Genomic DNA, 16,496 nt, shown 5'->3' with positions numbered 1-16,496 from the left:
GCCCGTGCCCGCGTCGCGCGGTCGCCGGGCGCGGCACGCCCGTCTCACCTGCTGCGCCATCTCAGGTCCTTTCCCTGTCCGAGGGCGATCACTTTGTTGCTTCCATTTATAGTTGTCAAATGACAACTGTCGCTCGTGCGGTCTTGCCGTCACGTCCTTCTGTGCAGGTCCGACGGCTCCGGCGTGCCGGCAGGGCTACCGGGTTCGGGAGGTTTCGGACGGTCCCGTCGGTCTAGTGCCGGGCGGTTCCCTCGCCGATGTGGGCGAGTGCGGCCTCGACGCCGTCCAGCGACGTGATCGTGAGGCTGACGCCCGTGAGATCCAGGACGCGCCGCACGACCGGCGCCGGGGACACGAGACACACGCTGCCTCCCGCGCGTCCGGTCTCGTCGTGCGCCTTGAGGAGGGCGTTGATGCCGGAGGAGTCCATGAAGGGGACGGCGGACAGGTCGAGCAGCAGGTGCCGATGGCCGCCGCGTATCTGGTCGGCCAGCCGGTTGCGCAGTTCGGGGGCCGTCTCGACGTCCAGTTCCCCCGCGACGGTGACCAGGGCGATGCCCTTGTCGTACAGGGTCACGTCGATGGACACAGGAGCTGGTTCGGCCGGCACGGTTACCTCCAAGGGGCACTGACCCGTCGGGTTCCATCCGGCGCTGGGGAACGCCGGCGAGCAGGTCAACGGTTACCCGCCGAATCGACGTGCACACCTTGCGCTTCGGCGACGTACACACCCTGGGCTTCGCCTGCGGGGGCGGGTCCGGATGCACCGCCTCCGTGCGCCTCTCCCCGCGGCCCGGCTCGCGGCAGCCCGTTGTCCGGCGGACGGAACGGGCTCCCCCGGGGGGCATGCGCGCTCCGGCGCACTGCTTGCGACCTCTATCTGATCCGGGAGACGGATCCGGCCGACCGACGCGCCGCACGTCTGCTGTCCACACCCGCGGCCGACACCCGGCTGCGCGACTGGCGGCGACGGCGCGCGGTGCTCGTGGGCGACCACGTCGCACGTCTCGACGAGGCCGACCGTGCCGCACTGGAGGCCGCCCTGTTGGCCCTGCGCAGGCTGGCGGCGAACCTGCACGAGGAGGCCGAGGAGACATGACACGGCACGAGAGCGATCGGACGGACCCGGTACGACGGGGGAGCCCGGCCGCCGGGGGAGGGACGCCGGGGGACCGCGACGGGGCGACGGCCGCCGGCCCGACCGGGCGGTCCGCCCCGGCGGCTTCGGCGGCTTCGGCGGCGAGTGCCGTCCCGGACGCCCTGTCCTGTGCCTGACTCGTCTACGCCTTCGGCGAGACCACCGCCGTCGACGGGCTCGACCTGGCCGTCGCGGACGGCGAGGCGTTCGGACTGCTCGGGCCCAATGGCGCGGGCAAGACGACGGCGATCCGCTGCGTCACCACCCTGCTGCCGGTCCCGGCCGGGAAGGTCCGCGTCTTCCGTCACGACGCCACCCGTGAACGCATGGCCGTACGGCGCCTGTTGGGCCATGTGCCGCAGCAACTGTCCGCCGACTCCGGCCTCACGGGCCGGGAGAACGTGGCCCTGTTCGGCCCGCGTCTTCGACGTGTCCCGTCGCGAGCGTGCGGCCCGGGTCGGCGGTCCGCGCGCGCATGCCGCTCCCGGACGAGCGAACGCCCTGCAACTCTCGGACGCGACCCCGATCCTGCACCTGGCGCGCGTCACGCACCGGACCTACGACCGCCCATTGATCCTCGAAGAGCTGCGCCTCGGTGCGGACCGCGCCGAAGTCGCCTACCGGATCACCGCCGGCAAGGAGCCCGCCGGCGTGCCCGCGGCTGAGGGTCGATGGCTAGCGGTCGAATTCCTCTTGACTTCCTCCGGTTCCCCGAGTCGCGCGCGATCAGCCGGCGCACGCCGAAGGGTGACCAGCCCGCGTGCGCGAGTCACGACCAAGACCGTACCGAGCCGTCAACGATCGAGACGAGGGTGTGCCTCAGGGATCGTTCCCCAGCCCGAGGCAAGTGCCAGCACAACGGCTGCAACAGAGAGCGCGGCAACGGCGAGGAACAGCCCGTCGTAGCCGCCCAGAGAGCCGGCCAGCGCTGCGCCGGCCCAGGGAGCGAGGGCCGCCGCTACTGTGACCGGGGCGCTGAGAAGCCCGGAGAGTCGCCCGTAATGCGATGTTCCCCAGCGGTCGCTGATGGCGGTGGCCTGGAGCAGCGTGAGATTGCCGCGTACGACTCCGGCGAGAACAGCCAGCAGGATCAGCAGAGGGATGGGGCCGTGCACGAGGGCCAGAGCCGCCGTGGTGGCTCCGCCCGCTGCGATCAGGGTCGCCGTGCGGGCGGTGACGCTTGTTGTGCGGCTGAGGGTGGCATAGAGGGTACGGCCCAAGGTCTGACCGGCTCCGCCGAGTCCCAGTGCCCAGGTGGCCGTTGCCGGACCTGCGCCACGCTCGATCATCAGGGGAACCATGCCGAAGACAACCGCGTACATGGCGAAGCCGGAACAGGTGAAGGCCAGTGCGAGCAGCAGGAAGGGGCGGCTGCCAGCGATCGGCGTACGGCTGGGGGCCGTCGTCGTCGGGGGCGCGGGCGGCCAAGGGGCTCTCAGAGCCAGGGCGTGAGCCGGAATGGTGACAGCTGCGAGGACAAGCGCGAGCACCGCGTAGGTGGTGCGCCAGCCGAGATGGTCGGCAAGTAGGGCTGTGATCGGGGCGAATACGGTGCTGGCCAGGCCGCCGGCGAGGGTGACGATGGTCAGGGCGCGGATGCGGTCGGGGCCCCACCAGCGTGTGAGAGCGGCGAAGGCGGGCTGGTAGAACGTCGCCGCCATGGCTGCACCGGCCATGAGCCAGGCCGCCGCGAAGACGTAGAAGTTGGGGGCCACGGCGATGATCAGCAGGGACGCTGCTGCGAGCAGCGAGCCGGTGGTCATGACGGTGCGAGGTCCTCGCCGGTCGAGGATGCGACCGACCGGTATACCCGCAACGGCCGAAGTAAGCAGGGCTGCGGAGAACGCCGCGGTCGTGGCACCCCTCGACCAGCCGGTGTCCGCTGTCAAGTGCGGGAGGAGAACGGGGAACGCGTAGTAGACGATGCCCCAGCTGGTGATCTGCGTGACGCACAGGGCAGGCAAAGCGGCGCGAGGCCGCGACCGGTCCCCGGTTCCGGTCGCGGCCTCGCTGGTCTGAAGGTTGGTCATCAACGGTCAGCAGCAGCTTGCCGCTGAGGTCGTCGGCCCGTCCGGGGCGTCCTCGCTCGGTCCGGTGCAGCAGGTGCTGCCCTGCTGCTTGGCCAGGGTGCCCGCGTCGGCCTTCACGACGTAGACCTCCCAGGGTTCCTGTCCCGGGCCGTGGACCCAGACCTTGTCCTGGAGGGCGTAGCAGCAGGTGGTGTCGTTCTCCTCGAGGGTGGCCATCCCGGCCTCGGTCAGCCGGGTGGTGGCCGCGTGCACTGCCTCGGTCGTGTCGACCTCGACGCCGAGGTGGTCCATGCGGGTGTCCTCTCCGGCGGCTCCTTCGACGAGGACGAGTTTGAGCGGGGGCTCGGCGATGGCGAAGTTGGCGTAGCCGTCGCGGAGTTTGGCGGGCTCGGTGCCGAACAGGTTGGTGTAGAAGGCGATGGACGCGGCGAGGTCGGGGACGCGGAGGGCGAGCTGGACACGGGACATGGCGAGCCTCCTGCTGGTGATGGGTGGGGTGGTGGTCAGCAGCCGCCGGAAGGGGCCGGAGCGCCGATGCCGATCTGGAGAGTGGTCGGGGCCGCGCAGCAGCCTCCGCCGTCGCCGTCCTGGGCGGCGGTGGGGTCGTCGAACAGGCCGGCGCCGCCGCAGACCCCGGTTTCCGGCAGGGTCAGCTCGACCCGCTCGGCGGCCTCTTGGTCGCCCGCGATCGCGGCGGCGATCGAGCGGACCTGCTCGTAGCCGGTCATCGCCAGGAAGGTGGGGGCGCGGCCGTAGGACTTCATGCCGACCAGGTAGACGTTCCTCTCCGGGTGGGACAGCTCGTTGACGCCGTGCGGGTAGACGGTTCCGCAGGAGTGCTGGTTGGGGTCGATGAGCGGGGCCAGCTCGACGGGGGCCTGGAGGCGTTCGTCGAGGCCGAGTCGGAGCTCGGACAGGAAGGACAGGTCGGGGCGGAAGCCGGTGAGGACGATGACCTCGTCGACCGGGTCGAGACGGCGGCCGTCCTCGCCGACGAGGACCAGGCGGCCGTCGGTGTCGCGCTCGATGGCGTCGGTGCGGAAGCCGGTGACCGCGTCGGCGTGGCCCTCGTCGACGGCGGCCTTGGCCGCGAGGCCAAGAGCACCGCGGGCGGGGAGCTGGTCGGCTTCGCCGCCGCCGAAGGTGGAGCCGGAGATGCCCCGGCGCAGGATCCAGACGCCCTTGGTGCCGGTGCCGTCGTCGGACTTGGCGAGGTCGGCGAGGTAGGCGAGGGCCGTGAAGGCGGAGGCGCCGGAGCCGATGACCGCGGTGCGCCTGCCCGCGTAACGGGCCCGCACGACCGGGTCCTTGAGGTTGGGCACGCGGTAGGTGATCCGGTCGGACGCGGCCTTCTCGCCGAGGGCCGGAAGGCCGCTGCCGCCGGCCGGACTCGGAGTGGTCCAGGTGCCGGAGGCGTCGATCACCGCGCGGGCGAACAGCCGCTCTTCACGGCCGTCCGCGTGGGCGACGTGGACGACGAACGGCTGGTCCTCTCGGTCGGCGTCCACGATCCGGTCTCGGCCCGCACGGGAGACGCCGGTGACGGTGGCGCCGAAGCGCACCCGCTCGCCAAGGACGCCGGCGAGCGGCTGGAGGTACTGCTCGGCCCAGTCCCCGCCCGAGGGGTAGGTGGCGGCGTCCGGCTTCACCCATCCCGTCGGGGCGAGCAGCTTCTCGGCGGCCGGGTCGGTGACCTCGCCCCAAGTGGAGAACAGCCGGACGTGCGCCCATTCGCGCACTGCCGTTCCAGCGGCTGATCCGGCTTCCAGGACCAGGGGCTCGATGCCGCGGTCGACAAGGTGGGCGGCCGCGGCCAGGCCGGCGGGGCCGGCTCCGATGACGACGACGGGGAGCTGCTGCTCGCTCATGGTGGTCGATCTCCTGAGTGGTGGGGACGAATTCAGCGGGCGAAGGAGAGCAAGGACTGCGTGCGCCGCTTGGAGGCCTGGCAGGACGCGTCGCAGACCTGTGCGCAGCCGTCGCAGAAGCTGATGCCGGCGAGGTGTCGATCCGTGCGACGGGCCCGTGCGGCGGCGAAGGCGGTGCGGATCCGAGTGGTCATGACGACTCCTTGTTTCGATGTCTGTCGATGTCTGGAGCTTGTCACCTGCATCGACAACTGTCAACATAGACGCATGTCGAAATCAGAGGTTGTCGAGCTGCCTGTCCTGGACACCGGGGCGGCGGTGCCGTGCTGCCCTCCGATCACCGCCGGGGAACTGTCGCGGGCCGACGCGGAGAAGATGGCCGCGATGTTCAAAGCGCTGTCCGACCCCGTGCGGCTACGCCTGTTCTCCAAGGTCGCCTCGTACGCGGGCGGTGAGGCGTGCGTGTGCGACATCTCCGACGTCGGCGTCTCCCAGCCGACCGTCTCCCACCACCTGAAAAAGCTCAAAGACTCCGGCCTGCTCACCTCCGAGCGGCGCGGAACCTGGGTCTACTACCGGGTCGAGCCGTCCGTGGTCGCCGCGATGGGGCAGATGCTCGGCACCATGTCCTGAACACGCTCGAGCGGAGGTGGGTTCGGTGAGCGAGTCCGCACTGGACCGCAAGACGGTCCACGAAGAGATGGAGCGCGCCCGTACGCTGTTCCATCAGCTCCTCGACCATGCCACCGAGAGCGACCTGCGCCGGCCCACCGACGGCACCCGCTGGACGAACGAGCAGTTGCTGTTCCACATGCTCTTCGGCTACATCCTGATCCGGCCTCTCCTGGTCCTGCTACGGACCTTCGGGCGGCTGCCGCGCGGAGCCGGCCGAATCTTCGCCCGACTGCTGAACTCTGGTACCAGGCCCTTCGACGTCGTCAACTACCTGGGCCCCCTGGGCGGCGCGAAGGTCCTCGGGCGCCGCCGGATGGGAAAGGCATTCGATCATGTCATTGCCGACCTGCACCGTCGCCTCGACGCCGAACGGGAATCCGACCTCGCGCTGAGCATGCACTACCCCACCCGGTGGGACCCCTACTTCCGCGACGTCATGACCATCACGGACCTCTACCGCTACCCGACCCAGCACTTCGACTTCCACCGCCGGCAGCTCACACTGACCTGCCGCCGCTGACGGGCGAACGCGGGAACCAGCGTCGGCGCGTCCCCTTCAGCGGCGGGACGGTCAGTGCGGCCCCCGTCGAGGGCACGTGAAGCCTGGCGGCCTGCAGCCTCTGCGTGAAATGGACGCAGTGAACGCGCACCAGGCGTCGTCCACCGGCGCTCCGCCCTGCGTGCCTCCCAGGTGATGCAGAACCGCGCGTTCTCCTACGACAAGATCTCCTTCGCCTTCGACAGCGAGATCGCGGAGATCACGCCGAGCGGTACCTCGCCGCCCTGAGCGACACCTCAGCGGAGGGCGAGCCAGTCGCGGCGACCCTTTGATCTCCTCCGAGTGCAGGGGTGATCCGCGCGGCCATGCGGAGTTCCGACAACGGATGGCCGCGCGGGAGCGACCTCTGATTGTTGGCCAACTTCGAGGGAGTCGCGGTCTGCCCACGCGCTGGCGCCGGGTGGCAGTTCCAGATCGCGTTGAAGGTCCCCCCTGGACACAGGCTGGTGTTTGCTTGAGACGCGCGGCTGTTCTGGCAGTCGGGCGTCAGCCGACAGCGATTACCTTGTGGACCGGCATTGACCCAGGCCATCACCATGCCGCTGTTCTTCGGTTCCAACGCCCTCTATCCGGTGGCCGTCATGCCCGGCCGGCTCCAGGCCGTCAGCAGGGTCAACCCGCTGAGCTACCAAGTCGACGCCCTGCGCGGCCTGCTGCTCGGCACGCCCGCGCACCTGGCTCTCGACTACGGCGTCCTGATCGTGGCCGCGGCCTTCGGCATCCTGTCGGCCTCGTCACTGCTGGGCCGACTGGCCAGGTGAGACGGTGTTTCCGGGCCCGAGTCGTTGATCGATTGGTGAGGCCGGGCGGTCAGGCTTAACGTCGATGGAGTGAACATCCATGTTCACCGCCGACCCGAGATGCAGGGCCATCCCTATGACGGCCGATCACATGTCATCCGCCGAGTCTGCCGAATCCCCGCAGCGGGGACGAGGCAGTGGTATCGCGCTCCTCGTCATCGCCTCGTGTCAGCTGATGGTGGTCCTCGACATCACCATCGTGAACATCGCGCTGCCGCACATCCAGACCTCGCTCGGCTTCTCGACCGAGAACCTCTCCTGGGTGATCAACGCCTATACGCTGACCTTCGGTGGTCTGCTGCTGCTCGGCGGACGTTCCGGAGACATCCTCGGCAGACGCCGGGTCTTCATGTTCGGTGTGGTGCTCTTCGCCCTCGCGTCGCTGCTCGGCGGACTCTCCCAGGAATCCTGGCAGTTGCTCGCTGCTCGCTCGCTGCAGGGCGTCGGCGGGGCCATCGCGTCGCCCACCGCGCTGGCGCTGATCACCACCACCTTCCGTGAAGGGCCGGAGCGCAACAGGGCGTTCGGCGTGTTCGCGGCCGTCTCCGCGGGCGGCAGCGCCATCGGGCTCCTGGCCGGCGGCATCCTCGTCGAGTGGCTCGACTGGCGCTGGGTGTTCTTCGTGAACATCCCCATCGGCCTGCTGATCGTGCTCGCCACCCCCCGCTACATCAAGGAGTCCAAGCGCCACCCGGGCCACTTCGACTTCCTGGGCGCCCTCACCTCCACGCTGGGCATGGTGCTGCTCGTCTACGGCTTCATCCGGGCCTCGGAGAAGGGCTGGAGCAACCCCGTCACCCTCGCGGCCTTCGGGGCGGCACTGGTGTTCCTGATCGCCTTCATCGCCGTCGAACGCCGGTCGAGACAGCCCATCACACCGCTGTGGATGTTCCGCGACCGCAATCGCTCGGGCGTCTACGCCATGATGCTCAGCCTTTCCGCCGCGATCTTCGGGATGTTCTTCTTCCTGACCCTGTTCGTGCAGAACATCCTGGGCTTCAGCCCGCTCAAGGCCGGTATCGCCTTCCTGCCGATCAGCGCGATCATCGCGGTCGGCGCGGGAGTCGCCTCCAACCTGCTGCCCAGGTGGGGGCCGAAACCCTTCATGGCCGTGGGCGCGGTCCTGTGCGCCCTGGGCCTCGGCTGGCTGACGCTGACCGACGTCGACAGCACGTACCTCGGCAGCATCCTCGGACCCACCCTCGTCTTCGGCTTCGGCATGGGCCTGCAGTTCGTGTCGCTGACGCTGATGGCCGTGTCGGGGGTCCAGCCCAAGGAGACGGGCGCCGCCTCCGGAATCCTCAACGCCACCCAGCAGGTCGGCGGTTCCCTCGGCCTCTCCGTGCTGGTCACCGTCTTCGGCACAGCGAGCCGCAACGAGGCCACGGACCAGGTCGCGAAGTTCCTGTCGACGGCGACGCCGGCGCAGCAGCTGCAGTTCCGCAGGACGGGACAGCTGCCGGCGCCCTGGAGCCAACAGGTGCTGACCTCCGGCATCTCGGGAGCGTTCGTCGCCGCCGCGATCTTCGCCGTCTTCGCCGCGCTGGTCGCCCTGATCGTCATCCAGGTGCGCCCCTCCGACCTGGAGCGGCTCCAGGGAGGCGCCGCTTCCCTCACACCGGCGGACGGATCCGGCGACGCGGCCGACGAGTCCGCGCGTGCGGCACCGGTGGGGGAGTCGGACTCCCGAGAGGGTCCGCCACCCCCCCGGTTGAGCGGTTGAGCCCGCCCGTCCAGGCCAACCTCCGCCTGGTCGAAAGCCCCGCCCCTTGGGACCGGGACCGCGACCGGCCCTGGGCCGCCCGAGTCGCTTCCGGGCCGCTGCCGGCCGATGAACCTGCCGTGTGTGCCGTGTGTGCCGTGTGTCCCGTGTGCCCTGTGCCGCCGCGCTGCGCGCCTGGCTCAGGGCAGCGGCTGTTCCGCCCAGATGACCTTGCCCTCGGGCGTGTAGCGGGTGCCCCAGCGCTCGGCGAGCTGTGAGACCAGGAACAGGCCGCGCCCGCCCTCGTCCGTCGTCGCCGCGTACCGCAGATGCGGTGAGGTGCTGCTGGCGTCGAAGACCTCGCAGATCAGCGCGCGGTCCAGCAGCACGCGGACCCCGATGGGCCCATTGCCGTAGCGGATCGCGTTGGTCACCAGCTCACTGAGGATCAGCTCCGTGGTGAACGTCATCTCGTCCAGCCCCCACTGCGCCAGCCTCCGGCTGACGGAGGCGCGCACCTCGCCGACGGCGGCCGGTTCGGACGGCACCTCCCACGTGGCGATCCGGTCGGCACCAAGAGCGTGGGTACGGGCCACGATCAGGGCGATGTCGTCGTTCGGCCGGGCCGGCAGGAGGGCGTCGAGGACGGCCCGGCAGGTGTCCTCCGGCGACCGGTCCGCTCCGGCCAGCGCGGTGCGCAGGAGTTCGAGCCCTACGTCGATGTCCCGCTCCCGGTCCTCGACCAGCCCGTCCGTGTACAGCACGAGCCGACTGCCCTCCGCAAGATCCAGTTCGGCCGTCTCGAACGGCAGACCGCCCAGGCCGAGCGGTGGCCCGGCCGGCACGTCGGGGAACTCGACGCTGCCGTCCGGATGGATCACGGCCGGTGGCGGGTGCCCGGCCCGGGCGACGGTGCAGCGCCGGGTCGTCGGGTCGTAGACGGCGTACAGGCAGGTGGCGCCCGTGACGGCGGCTCTGCTGTCCTCCGGCAGCTCGTCCTGGTCGATACGGCCGACCAGCTCGTCCAGGAGCCCGAGCAGTTCGTCGGGCGGCAGATCGAGCGCGGAGAAGTTGTGGACCGCGGTACGCAGCCGCCCCATCGTCGCGGCGGCCAGCAGTCCGTGACCGACGACGTCGCCCACGACGACCGCGACCCGGGCGCCGGGCAGCGGCAGCACGTCGAACCAGTCGCCGCCGACCCCCGCCTGTGCCGGCAGGTAGCGGTAGGCGAGGTCGAGGGCACTCTGCTCGGGCAGGTTGCGCGGCAGCAGGCTGCGCTGCAGTGTCACGGCCATCGTGTGCTCGCGTGTATAGCGCCGGGCGTTGTCGATGGAGACCGCCGCGCGGGCGACGAGTTCCTCGGCGAGAGCCAGATCGTCCACGTCGAAGGGATCGGGCTTCTCGGAGCGCCAGAAGTTGACCACGCCCATGATCAGGGGCCCGACGCGCAGGGGGACCGTGATCAGGGAGTGGATTCCGTAGTCGACGACCTGCGTGGTGCGCTCGAGGTCCTGGGCCAGCCAGCCCGGGGCGCCGCCGAGATCGGGTTCGACGACCGCTTCGCCCGTGCGGAGGCTGTGGGCCTGGGGCGTGGAGGGGATGAACCCGATGTGCTCGCCGACCGGATAGAGCGGTGCGTCCTTGCGGATACCGACGGAGGCGGTGCGGCGCAGGCCGGAGCCCGCGTCCGGCTCCTGTCCGTTCAGTACGGCGTCGGCCAGGTCCACGGTGACGAAGTCGGCGAACCGGGGGACGGCCACCTCCGCCAGTTCCTCGGCCGTCCGCGTGACGTCCAGGCTCGTACCGATGCCCACTCCGGCGTCGTAGAGGAGTTTGAGCCGCTCGCGGGCGATCTCGGCGCGGCCGGAGAGCGCCCGCAGTTCGGTGGAGTCACGGAGTGTGGCGACGCTGCCGGCCGGGCCGCCCTGGAGGTCCGTGGGCCGCTGGTTGATGGCCAGGAGCCGGTCCCCGACCAGATGCACCTCGTCCGTGGCGACGCGCCCGGAGCCGAGCAGTTCGGAGGTGTCCGGATCGAGGCCCAGTTCCCGGACGTGCCGTCCCTCGGCGTCCGCGGACAGGTCGAGCAGGCGGTTCGCCTCGTCGTTGGCGAGGAGCAGTTCCCCCTCCGCGCCGACGATGATCACTCCCTCCCGGACGGAGTGCAGCACGGCGTCGTGGTGTTCGTACATCCGGGTCATCTCGTGCGGGCCGAGGCCGTGGGTCTGGCGCAGCAGACGTCTGCTCACCAGCGCGGTGCTCGCGGTCGCCAGCGCGAGCGCGACAGCGGCGGCGCTCAGCAGGAGCGGCAGCTGGCGGTCGGCGGCGCCGCCCACGTTCTCCGTGGTGATCCCGGCCGAGACCATGCCGACGACGGTGCCGTCGGGTGCCTTGATCGGAACCGTTGCCTGGACGAGCTGCCCGATGGTCCCGTTGATCTGCTCCGTGATGGCGTGCCCGGCCAGGACCGGCGCGGTCGTCCCGACGAACTTCTTCCCGATCCGGTCCGGCTTGGGGTGGGTGTAGCGGATCGCGTCGGTGTTCAGCACGACGATGAAGTCCACGTTCGACGCCTTGCGGGCGGCTTCGGCGCTGGGCTGCAGCAGGGCCGTGGGGTGGGGGGCGTTCAGGGCCGCGCGGGTACCGGGCGCGTTGGCGAAGGTCTCCGCGACGGCGAGCGAGCGGTTGCGGGCCTCCTGGGTGCTGTCGTGCCGTACCTGGAGCACCAGTGCGACCACCGCTGCGACGACCAGGAGCAGCACGATCACCACTTGCAGGACGAACACCTGACCGGCGACACTGCGCCCGCTGAGCGCGGAACGGAGCCCGTTGGACGGGCCTTGCCTGTGCTTGCCTTCGTGTGACCCACGCTGATGGCGCGCTGTACTGGGGCGGCGGGTCGACTGAGCCCGGGTTCGACCCAATAGTCCGACCATGTGCTATGTCTACACTGCCGGGCGTCCGGTGGCGAGGGGCGTCACGCATAGTGAGCGGTTGCCGTCGCTGTCGCGGACCGGGGCGGGAGCCGGCGGGGCGTGGCCGACGGTGCTGTCGCGGGCGTCCGGCCGCATCATGGAGACGTATCTTTCACCCGCATTTGTCGCTTCGGCGCGGAGGCCCTGATGACGACCGTGGACCGCTACCGGCTGACCTTCACCCATCCCGGACCGGATTCGAGCATGGTGACGGACGAGGTGGTCGTCGAACGGACGAGTACCAAAGGGCCGGGCGGCAACCCGGTGTACAGCGATCCCACCGGCATTCTCCGCGCCGAGATCAGCCCGGCGGGGGAGGTGCGCATGCTGGCCAGCGGTGCCTACCAGTCGCCGATCAATCCCGCGGTCGAACCGATTCCCTGACCGGGCCCCGCCCCGGCGGGACCGTCGCCGACGGCCGAGAGGTCGCGTGCGAACCGAAGGCCCGGACGCCCGTTCAGGTCGATGTCGCCGGTGACGAGGAAGCCCGTGTGCGCCAGGACGGCCCGGGAAGCGGAGTTGTCGGTGGTGGTCACGGCCCGCAGGGTGCGCAGGCCGTACGTGGTCGCGGCCAGGGCACAGACTTTCCGCACGGCGGCTGTGGCGAGCCCTCGCCCAGCGGCCCGCTCGGCGACGCGGTAGCCGAGTTCCGCCGAGCCTTCCGCCACGTCGACCAGGTTGACGCGACCCAGTACCGCGTCGGCGTCGTCCACCACGACATGGAAGCGGAGCAGGCCCGCCGCCTGGTCGGCCAGCAGCTCGCGAAGACGGACGTCGAACTCGGCGAAGTAGGCATCGCCGCGGTCGGAGATCGACGCGGCGAAGTAGGCGCGGTTCTCCCGCTCGAACGCGAGCAGTGCGGGTGCGTGGCCGAGCCGGAGGGCTTCGAGTCGGGGCATCCGGCCATGCTAGGACGCCGGTTCCGGCGGCGTGTCCCCTTTTTTACGCGGTCGCGGAAGCAGGCGTCTCTCACGCGGTCAGGGAAGCAGGCGTTGTTCCTTCGCCACGGACACCGCGCCCGCTCGCGTGTCGACACCGAGCTTGGCGTAGATCCGGCCGAGGTGGGTCTTCACGGTCGCCTCGCTGATGAAGAGGGCCTTGGCGATCTCCCGGTTCCCGAGGCCCTGGGCCAGTTGGGTCAGGATGTCGCGTTCGCGGCCGGTCAGGGTGGGCCGCGGGCTGCGCAGGTTGGCCATCACGCGGCCGGCGACCGGGGCCGAGAGTGCCGTACGGCCGTGGGCGGCGGCCTGGATCGCGGCGAACAGTTCCTCCGGCCGCTCGGCCTTCAGCAGGTAGCCCGTCGCTCCGGCCTCGATGGCGCGGGTGATGTCGGCGTCGGTGTCGTACGTCGTGAGGACCAGCACGTGCGGGCCTTCGCCGGGAGCGGCGGTCAGCCGGCGCGTGGTCTCGACGCCGTCGATGCCGTCGCCGAGCTGGAGGTCCATCAGCACCACGTCGGGGGTGAGTTTCGTGCTCAGGGCGAGCACCTCCTCCCCCGTGCCGGCCTCACCGACGACCTCGATGTCCGGGGCGCTGTCGAGCAGGGCGCGCAGCCCCGCCCGTACGACGGCGTGGTCGTCGCACAGCAGGATGCGGACGGGGCGGACGGGGCGGGCGGCGTCGGTCGCACCGGTCATCGGGGCGGCTCCAGGGGGATCGCGGTGGACAGGACCGCGCCTTCTCCCGGCGCGGATTCGATGGTCAGAGTGCCGCCGAGCCGGCTCGCCCGCGCACGCATCGCGGGCACGCCGTGCCCGCGGGCTGCGGGCGCGGACACGGGCAGTTCCCCGGGGGCGAAGCCTCGGCCGTCGTCGGCGACGTCGAGGACGACCTGGTCGTCGAGAAGAGTGAGCGTGAGGGTGGCCGTCCGCGCACCGGAGTGCTCGCGCACGTTGGCCAGGGCTCCCTGGGCGATCCGCAGCAGGGTGGAACGTACCCGCTCCGGGAGCTGCGGTGTTCGGCCGCCGTCGTCGTCGACGTGGACGCGCACCGCGAGCCGCTCACCGGACTCACGCGCGGCCAGGGCGCGCAGCGCCTGGTCGAGACCGCCGCCGCGGGCCAGGTCGGCCGGGGCCAGGTCGTGCACGAACCGGCGCGCCTCGTCGAGGTTGTGCTCGGTGACGGCTTCGGCGGTCCGCACATGGACGCGTGCCTTGCCGGGGTCGGACTCCCAGACCCGGTCGGCGGCCTGGAGCAGCATCTGCTGGCTCGACAGCCCCTGGGCGAGCGTGTCGTGGATCTCCATGGACAGGCGCTGCCGTTCGGACAGGGTACCCGCGCGGCGCTCGGAGGCGGCCAGTTCGCGACGGGTGCGGATCAGGTCGTCGATGAGGGCGCGCTGACGCACGGACTGCCGTTCCATCTGGAGGAAGACGGCGGCGGCGATCGCGGCGACGGCAGGCGGGGCGAGCAGCAGGTTCGGGTCGAATCCGCCGGCGAGGCGGAGCTGCGCGGCGACGACGAACACCGTCAGCACCACCACGAGAACGAGAGCAGCGCGGGCGGGCAGCATGCGCAAGCCCGTGTAGAAGAGCGGTACCGCGCACCAGGCGAAACTGGGGGCGAGCAGCACGAGGACCACCCACACCGCGACGACGACGGCCAGCCACCCGAGTCCCGGCACGGTCGGCCGTCCGGTGGTACCGCCGGGCCGACCCTCCCGGCCGAAGGGTTCCCGGTGCACGCGCACGGCGCCCGCTGAGGGGACTGCGTAGAGAAGTGCCAGGACGACGGACAGGCCGATGACCCACGGCGTGCGGGCCTCGCCGGGATGGCGCAGCAGAAAGCGGGCGAGGGCGCCGCCGAGCAGGAGGAAGAACGCCACGTGCATGACGAGGCCGAGCCGGCGGGCGTCCGCGTCGTACCGCGGGTCCCTGTGGGCGTCCTCGCCCTCGCTCCCGCCCGCGCCGGTGCCCGCGGTCCGGTCCGCGCCCGGTTCCTCGCCGGGGGCCAGGGCCGTGCTCGTGTCCATGCCGTCCACCTCCTCCACCCCTCCGGCCTGCTCGAACACTCCCATGGTGACCCGTCCTGGGGGCCCCGGGGTCATCCGATCGGTTGACCCTTCCGTGGTCCGGTCGGCAGTTCGGGGGCAGCCGGAACGCCGACGGTGACGGGCCTTCCGCGGCACCAGGCTGGGGAGCGGAAGAAGCGAACCGCCCTCCCAGACCTGGAGTCGACCGCATGAAGAAGCTCTCCCGCCGTGCCCGTGTCGCCACCGGTGGTGCCGTGATCGCCGCCGTCGCCGCCGGTACGTTCGGCACGGTGTCCGCGAACGCCTCCTCGGCCTCCTCGGCCGGTGCGGCTCCCGTGGCGAACGTGAAGAGTGGTGACACCGTCACGTCCAGCCGTCTCTCGGTCGACGCCGCCGCCGAGGCCGCTCAGGCCGCGCTCGACGCCGCGGAGAAGGAGAACCAGAAGGTCACCGTCGCCGTGGTCGACCGCGACGGCAACACCGTCGTCACTCTGCGCGGCGACGGCGCGGGCCCGCAGTCGTACGAGTCCGCGCAGCGCAAGGCGTACACGGCCGTCTCCTGGAACGCGCCCACGTCGGAGCTCGCCCAGCGTCTGGCACAGGCGCCGAACCTGAAGGACATCCCCGGCACCCTGTTCCTCGCGGGCGGCACGCCGGTCGCCGTGAAGGGCGCGCCCGTGGCCGGGATCGGTGTCGCCGGAGCTCCGTCCGGCGACCTGGACGAGAAGTTCGCCGCGGCGGGCGTCGCGGCGCTGGGGCACTGACCCTGCAATAGCGGGCGCGGCCCAGGCGCGCGGTTCCGCCGACGATGGGGGCCGCGCGCCCGGGGCCCGCGGGGCGAGCCCGCACTCGGCCCGGCGTCGCCGCACCCGCGCCCCGGACTCGCCCGGGTCCTGGAGTGAGCCCGCACTCGGCCCGGCGTCGCCGCACCCGCGCCCCCGGACGGATGATGATCCCTGTGGCGCGGGAAGCCTCACCGTGCCGCACGCAGCAGTCCGCGAGCCCTCACGTGGCCCGTCCCCAGGTGTACGACAAGGAGCACGCCACCATGAACCCGCACGACTCTGCCCTGCTCGACGCGGCCCGTGCGGGCGACGCCGACGCCGTGCGTGCCGCGCTCGCCGCCGGCGCGGACCGCGAGGTGCGCGACGGTCACCGCCGAACTCCGCTGCTCCTCGCCTCGCTCGGCGACCACGTCGGGGCCGCCGAGGTGCTCGTCGCGGCGGGCGCGGACCCGAACGCCCAGGACGACCGCGAGGACAGCGCCTGGCTGGTCACGGGCGTCACGGGCAGCGTCGCCATGATGCGCGCGCTGCTCCCGGCACGGCCCGACCTGAAGGTGCGCAACCGCTTCGGAGGCATCGCCCTCATCCCCGCGTCCGAACGCGGCCCTGTCGCCTACGTCCGGGCCCTGCTGAACGAGACGGACATCGACGCCGACCACGTCAACCGTCTCGGCTGGACGGCTCTGCTGGAAGCCGTGATCCTCGGCGACGGGGGCCGGGCGCATCAGGAGATCGTGGAACTGCTCCTCGCGGCGGGCGCCTCGCCGGAGCTGCCGGACGGCGACGGCGTGACGGCCCTGGAGCACGCCGGGCGCGCGGGTTCACCGAGATCGTGGGCCTGCTGAGCGCAGGGGGCGACGGGCGTCCCTGACGCGGAAGCGGGAGGACGCCGGGCGGGCGGCCGTCGTATGCCCCTCGAACCCTCGAACCACCCGCTCGCATGGGGCAGTTCGGCCATCACCTCGATCTCGGCCGTGTCCGGACAGGTCACGGTCA

General features: G+C 71.3%; 14 protein-coding genes and 6 pseudogenes. 11 read left to right on the top strand and 9 right to left on the bottom strand.

From position 1 onward, the window contains the following. Positions 1-232 precede the first annotated feature (232 nt). Positions 233-589 carry an STAS domain-containing protein gene (locus OG788_RS04800; protein WP_406369239.1) on the bottom strand — a complete coding sequence of 119 codons (357 nt, stop codon included), beginning with the start codon at positions 587-589 and terminating at the stop codon, positions 233-235. 282 nt (positions 590-871) lie between these two features. On the opposite strand from OG788_RS04800, the pseudogene OG788_RS04795 reads away from it, so the two are divergent. The 3 pseudogenes from OG788_RS04795 to OG788_RS04785 form a co-directional block, all read left to right on the top strand. Beyond that, a pseudogene (locus OG788_RS04795) lies at positions 872-1,099 on the top strand (MarR family transcriptional regulator); the annotation flags it as partial. A gap of 161 nt (positions 1,100-1,260) precedes the next feature. Then, positions 1,261-1,600, top strand: a pseudogene (locus OG788_RS04790) (ATP-binding cassette domain-containing protein); the annotation flags it as partial. A gap of 1 nt (position 1,601) precedes the next feature. Further along, positions 1,602-1,786, top strand: a pseudogene (locus tag OG788_RS04785) (GntR family transcriptional regulator); the annotation flags it as partial. 146 nt (positions 1,787-1,932) lie between these two features. Here OG788_RS04785 and OG788_RS04780 read toward each other — a convergent pair. The 4 genes from OG788_RS04780 to OG788_RS04765 are packed head-to-tail and all read right to left on the bottom strand — an operon-like array spanning position 1,933 to position 5,230. Continuing rightward, positions 1,933-3,168, bottom strand: a complete 1,236-nt coding sequence (locus OG788_RS04780; RefSeq protein WP_406369238.1) for an MFS transporter — start codon at positions 3,166-3,168, stop codon at positions 1,933-1,935. Between the two features lie 6 nt (positions 3,169-3,174). Then, positions 3,175-3,636: an ArsI/CadI family heavy metal resistance metalloenzyme gene (locus tag OG788_RS04775; protein WP_406369237.1), complete on the bottom strand. Its 462-nt coding sequence runs from the start codon at positions 3,634-3,636 to the stop codon at positions 3,175-3,177. A 35-nt stretch (positions 3,637-3,671) separates the two neighbouring features. Beyond that, positions 3,672-5,036 carry an NAD(P)-binding domain-containing protein gene (locus OG788_RS04770; RefSeq protein WP_406369236.1) on the bottom strand — a complete coding sequence of 455 codons (1,365 nt, stop codon included), beginning with the start codon at positions 5,034-5,036 and terminating at the stop codon, positions 3,672-3,674. Between the two features lie 32 nt (positions 5,037-5,068). Then, positions 5,069-5,230: a hypothetical protein gene (locus OG788_RS04765; RefSeq protein WP_406369235.1), complete on the bottom strand. Its 162-nt coding sequence runs from the start codon at positions 5,228-5,230 to the stop codon at positions 5,069-5,071. A gap of 73 nt (positions 5,231-5,303) precedes the next feature. On the opposite strand from OG788_RS04765, the gene OG788_RS04760 reads away from it, so the two are divergent. The 5 genes and pseudogenes from OG788_RS04760 (at position 5,304) to OG788_RS04740 (ending at position 8,793) form a co-directional block, all read left to right on the top strand. After that, complete coding sequence (locus OG788_RS04760; RefSeq protein ID WP_406369234.1) at positions 5,304-5,669, top strand: ArsR/SmtB family transcription factor; 366 nt, start codon at positions 5,304-5,306, stop codon at positions 5,667-5,669. A gap of 25 nt (positions 5,670-5,694) precedes the next feature. Further along, positions 5,695-6,231, top strand: a complete 537-nt coding sequence (locus OG788_RS04755; protein WP_406369233.1) for a DinB family protein — start codon at positions 5,695-5,697, stop codon at positions 6,229-6,231. A gap of 129 nt (positions 6,232-6,360) precedes the next feature. Then, positions 6,361-6,471: pseudogene (locus OG788_RS04750) on the top strand (thioredoxin-disulfide reductase); the annotation flags it as partial. A 284-nt stretch (positions 6,472-6,755) separates the two neighbouring features. After that, positions 6,756-7,031: pseudogene (locus tag OG788_RS04745) on the top strand (ABC transporter permease); the annotation flags it as partial. 130 nt (positions 7,032-7,161) lie between these two features. Further along, on the top strand, positions 7,162-8,793 hold the full coding sequence (locus OG788_RS04740) for an MFS transporter (RefSeq protein ID WP_406369232.1): 1,632 nt from the start codon (positions 7,162-7,164) through the stop codon (positions 8,791-8,793). A 179-nt stretch (positions 8,794-8,972) separates the two neighbouring features. Here the strand turns inward: OG788_RS04740 and OG788_RS04735 are convergent, their stop codons facing one another. Next, the gene (locus OG788_RS04735; RefSeq protein WP_406369231.1) at positions 8,973-11,705 is read right to left on the bottom strand and encodes a SpoIIE family protein phosphatase; all 2,733 of its coding nucleotides are present in this window, start codon (positions 11,703-11,705) and stop codon (positions 8,973-8,975) included. A gap of 186 nt (positions 11,706-11,891) precedes the next feature. On the opposite strand from OG788_RS04735, the gene OG788_RS04730 reads away from it, so the two are divergent. After that, a complete protein-coding gene (locus OG788_RS04730; RefSeq protein WP_385698941.1) occupies positions 11,892-12,128 on the top strand; it encodes a DUF6296 family protein in 237 nt (78 codons plus the stop codon). On the opposite strand, the gene OG788_RS04725 is transcribed toward OG788_RS04730, so the two are convergent. The 3 genes from OG788_RS04725 to OG788_RS04715 form a co-directional block, all read right to left on the bottom strand. Further along, on the bottom strand, positions 12,086-12,643 hold the full coding sequence (locus OG788_RS04725) for a GNAT family N-acetyltransferase (protein WP_406369230.1): 558 nt from the start codon (positions 12,641-12,643) through the stop codon (positions 12,086-12,088). The two genes, OG788_RS04730 and OG788_RS04725, sit on opposite strands and share 43 nt — an antisense overlap. A 78-nt stretch (positions 12,644-12,721) precedes the next feature. Next, the gene (locus OG788_RS04720) at positions 12,722-13,381 is read right to left on the bottom strand and encodes a response regulator (protein WP_406369229.1); all 660 of its coding nucleotides are present in this window, start codon (positions 13,379-13,381) and stop codon (positions 12,722-12,724) included. After that, complete coding sequence (locus OG788_RS04715) at positions 13,378-14,574, bottom strand: sensor histidine kinase (protein ID WP_406376668.1); 1,197 nt, start codon at positions 14,572-14,574, stop codon at positions 13,378-13,380. The genes OG788_RS04720 and OG788_RS04715 overlap by 4 nt, the downstream gene beginning before the upstream one ends. A 350-nt stretch (positions 14,575-14,924) precedes the next feature. Here OG788_RS04715 and OG788_RS04710 point away from each other — a divergent pair, with 350 nt between their 5' ends. Together OG788_RS04710 and OG788_RS04705 are read left to right on the top strand one after the other, a co-directional pair. Continuing rightward, on the top strand, positions 14,925-15,479 hold the full coding sequence (locus OG788_RS04710) for a heme-binding protein (protein WP_406369228.1): 555 nt from the start codon (positions 14,925-14,927) through the stop codon (positions 15,477-15,479). Positions 15,480-15,763: 284 nt separating this feature from the next. Beyond that, a pseudogene (locus tag OG788_RS04705) lies at positions 15,764-16,371 on the top strand (ankyrin repeat domain-containing protein). The last annotated feature ends 125 nt before the right edge of the window (positions 16,372-16,496 follow it).

This window comes from Streptomyces sp. NBC_00647, from assembly GCF_045207245.1.
In the GTDB taxonomy this organism is placed as follows: Bacteria; Actinomycetota; Actinomycetes; order Streptomycetales; family Streptomycetaceae; genus Streptomyces.
Note: the sequence above shows the minus strand (reverse complement) of the source record. Positions and strands in the feature narration are given on the sequence as shown.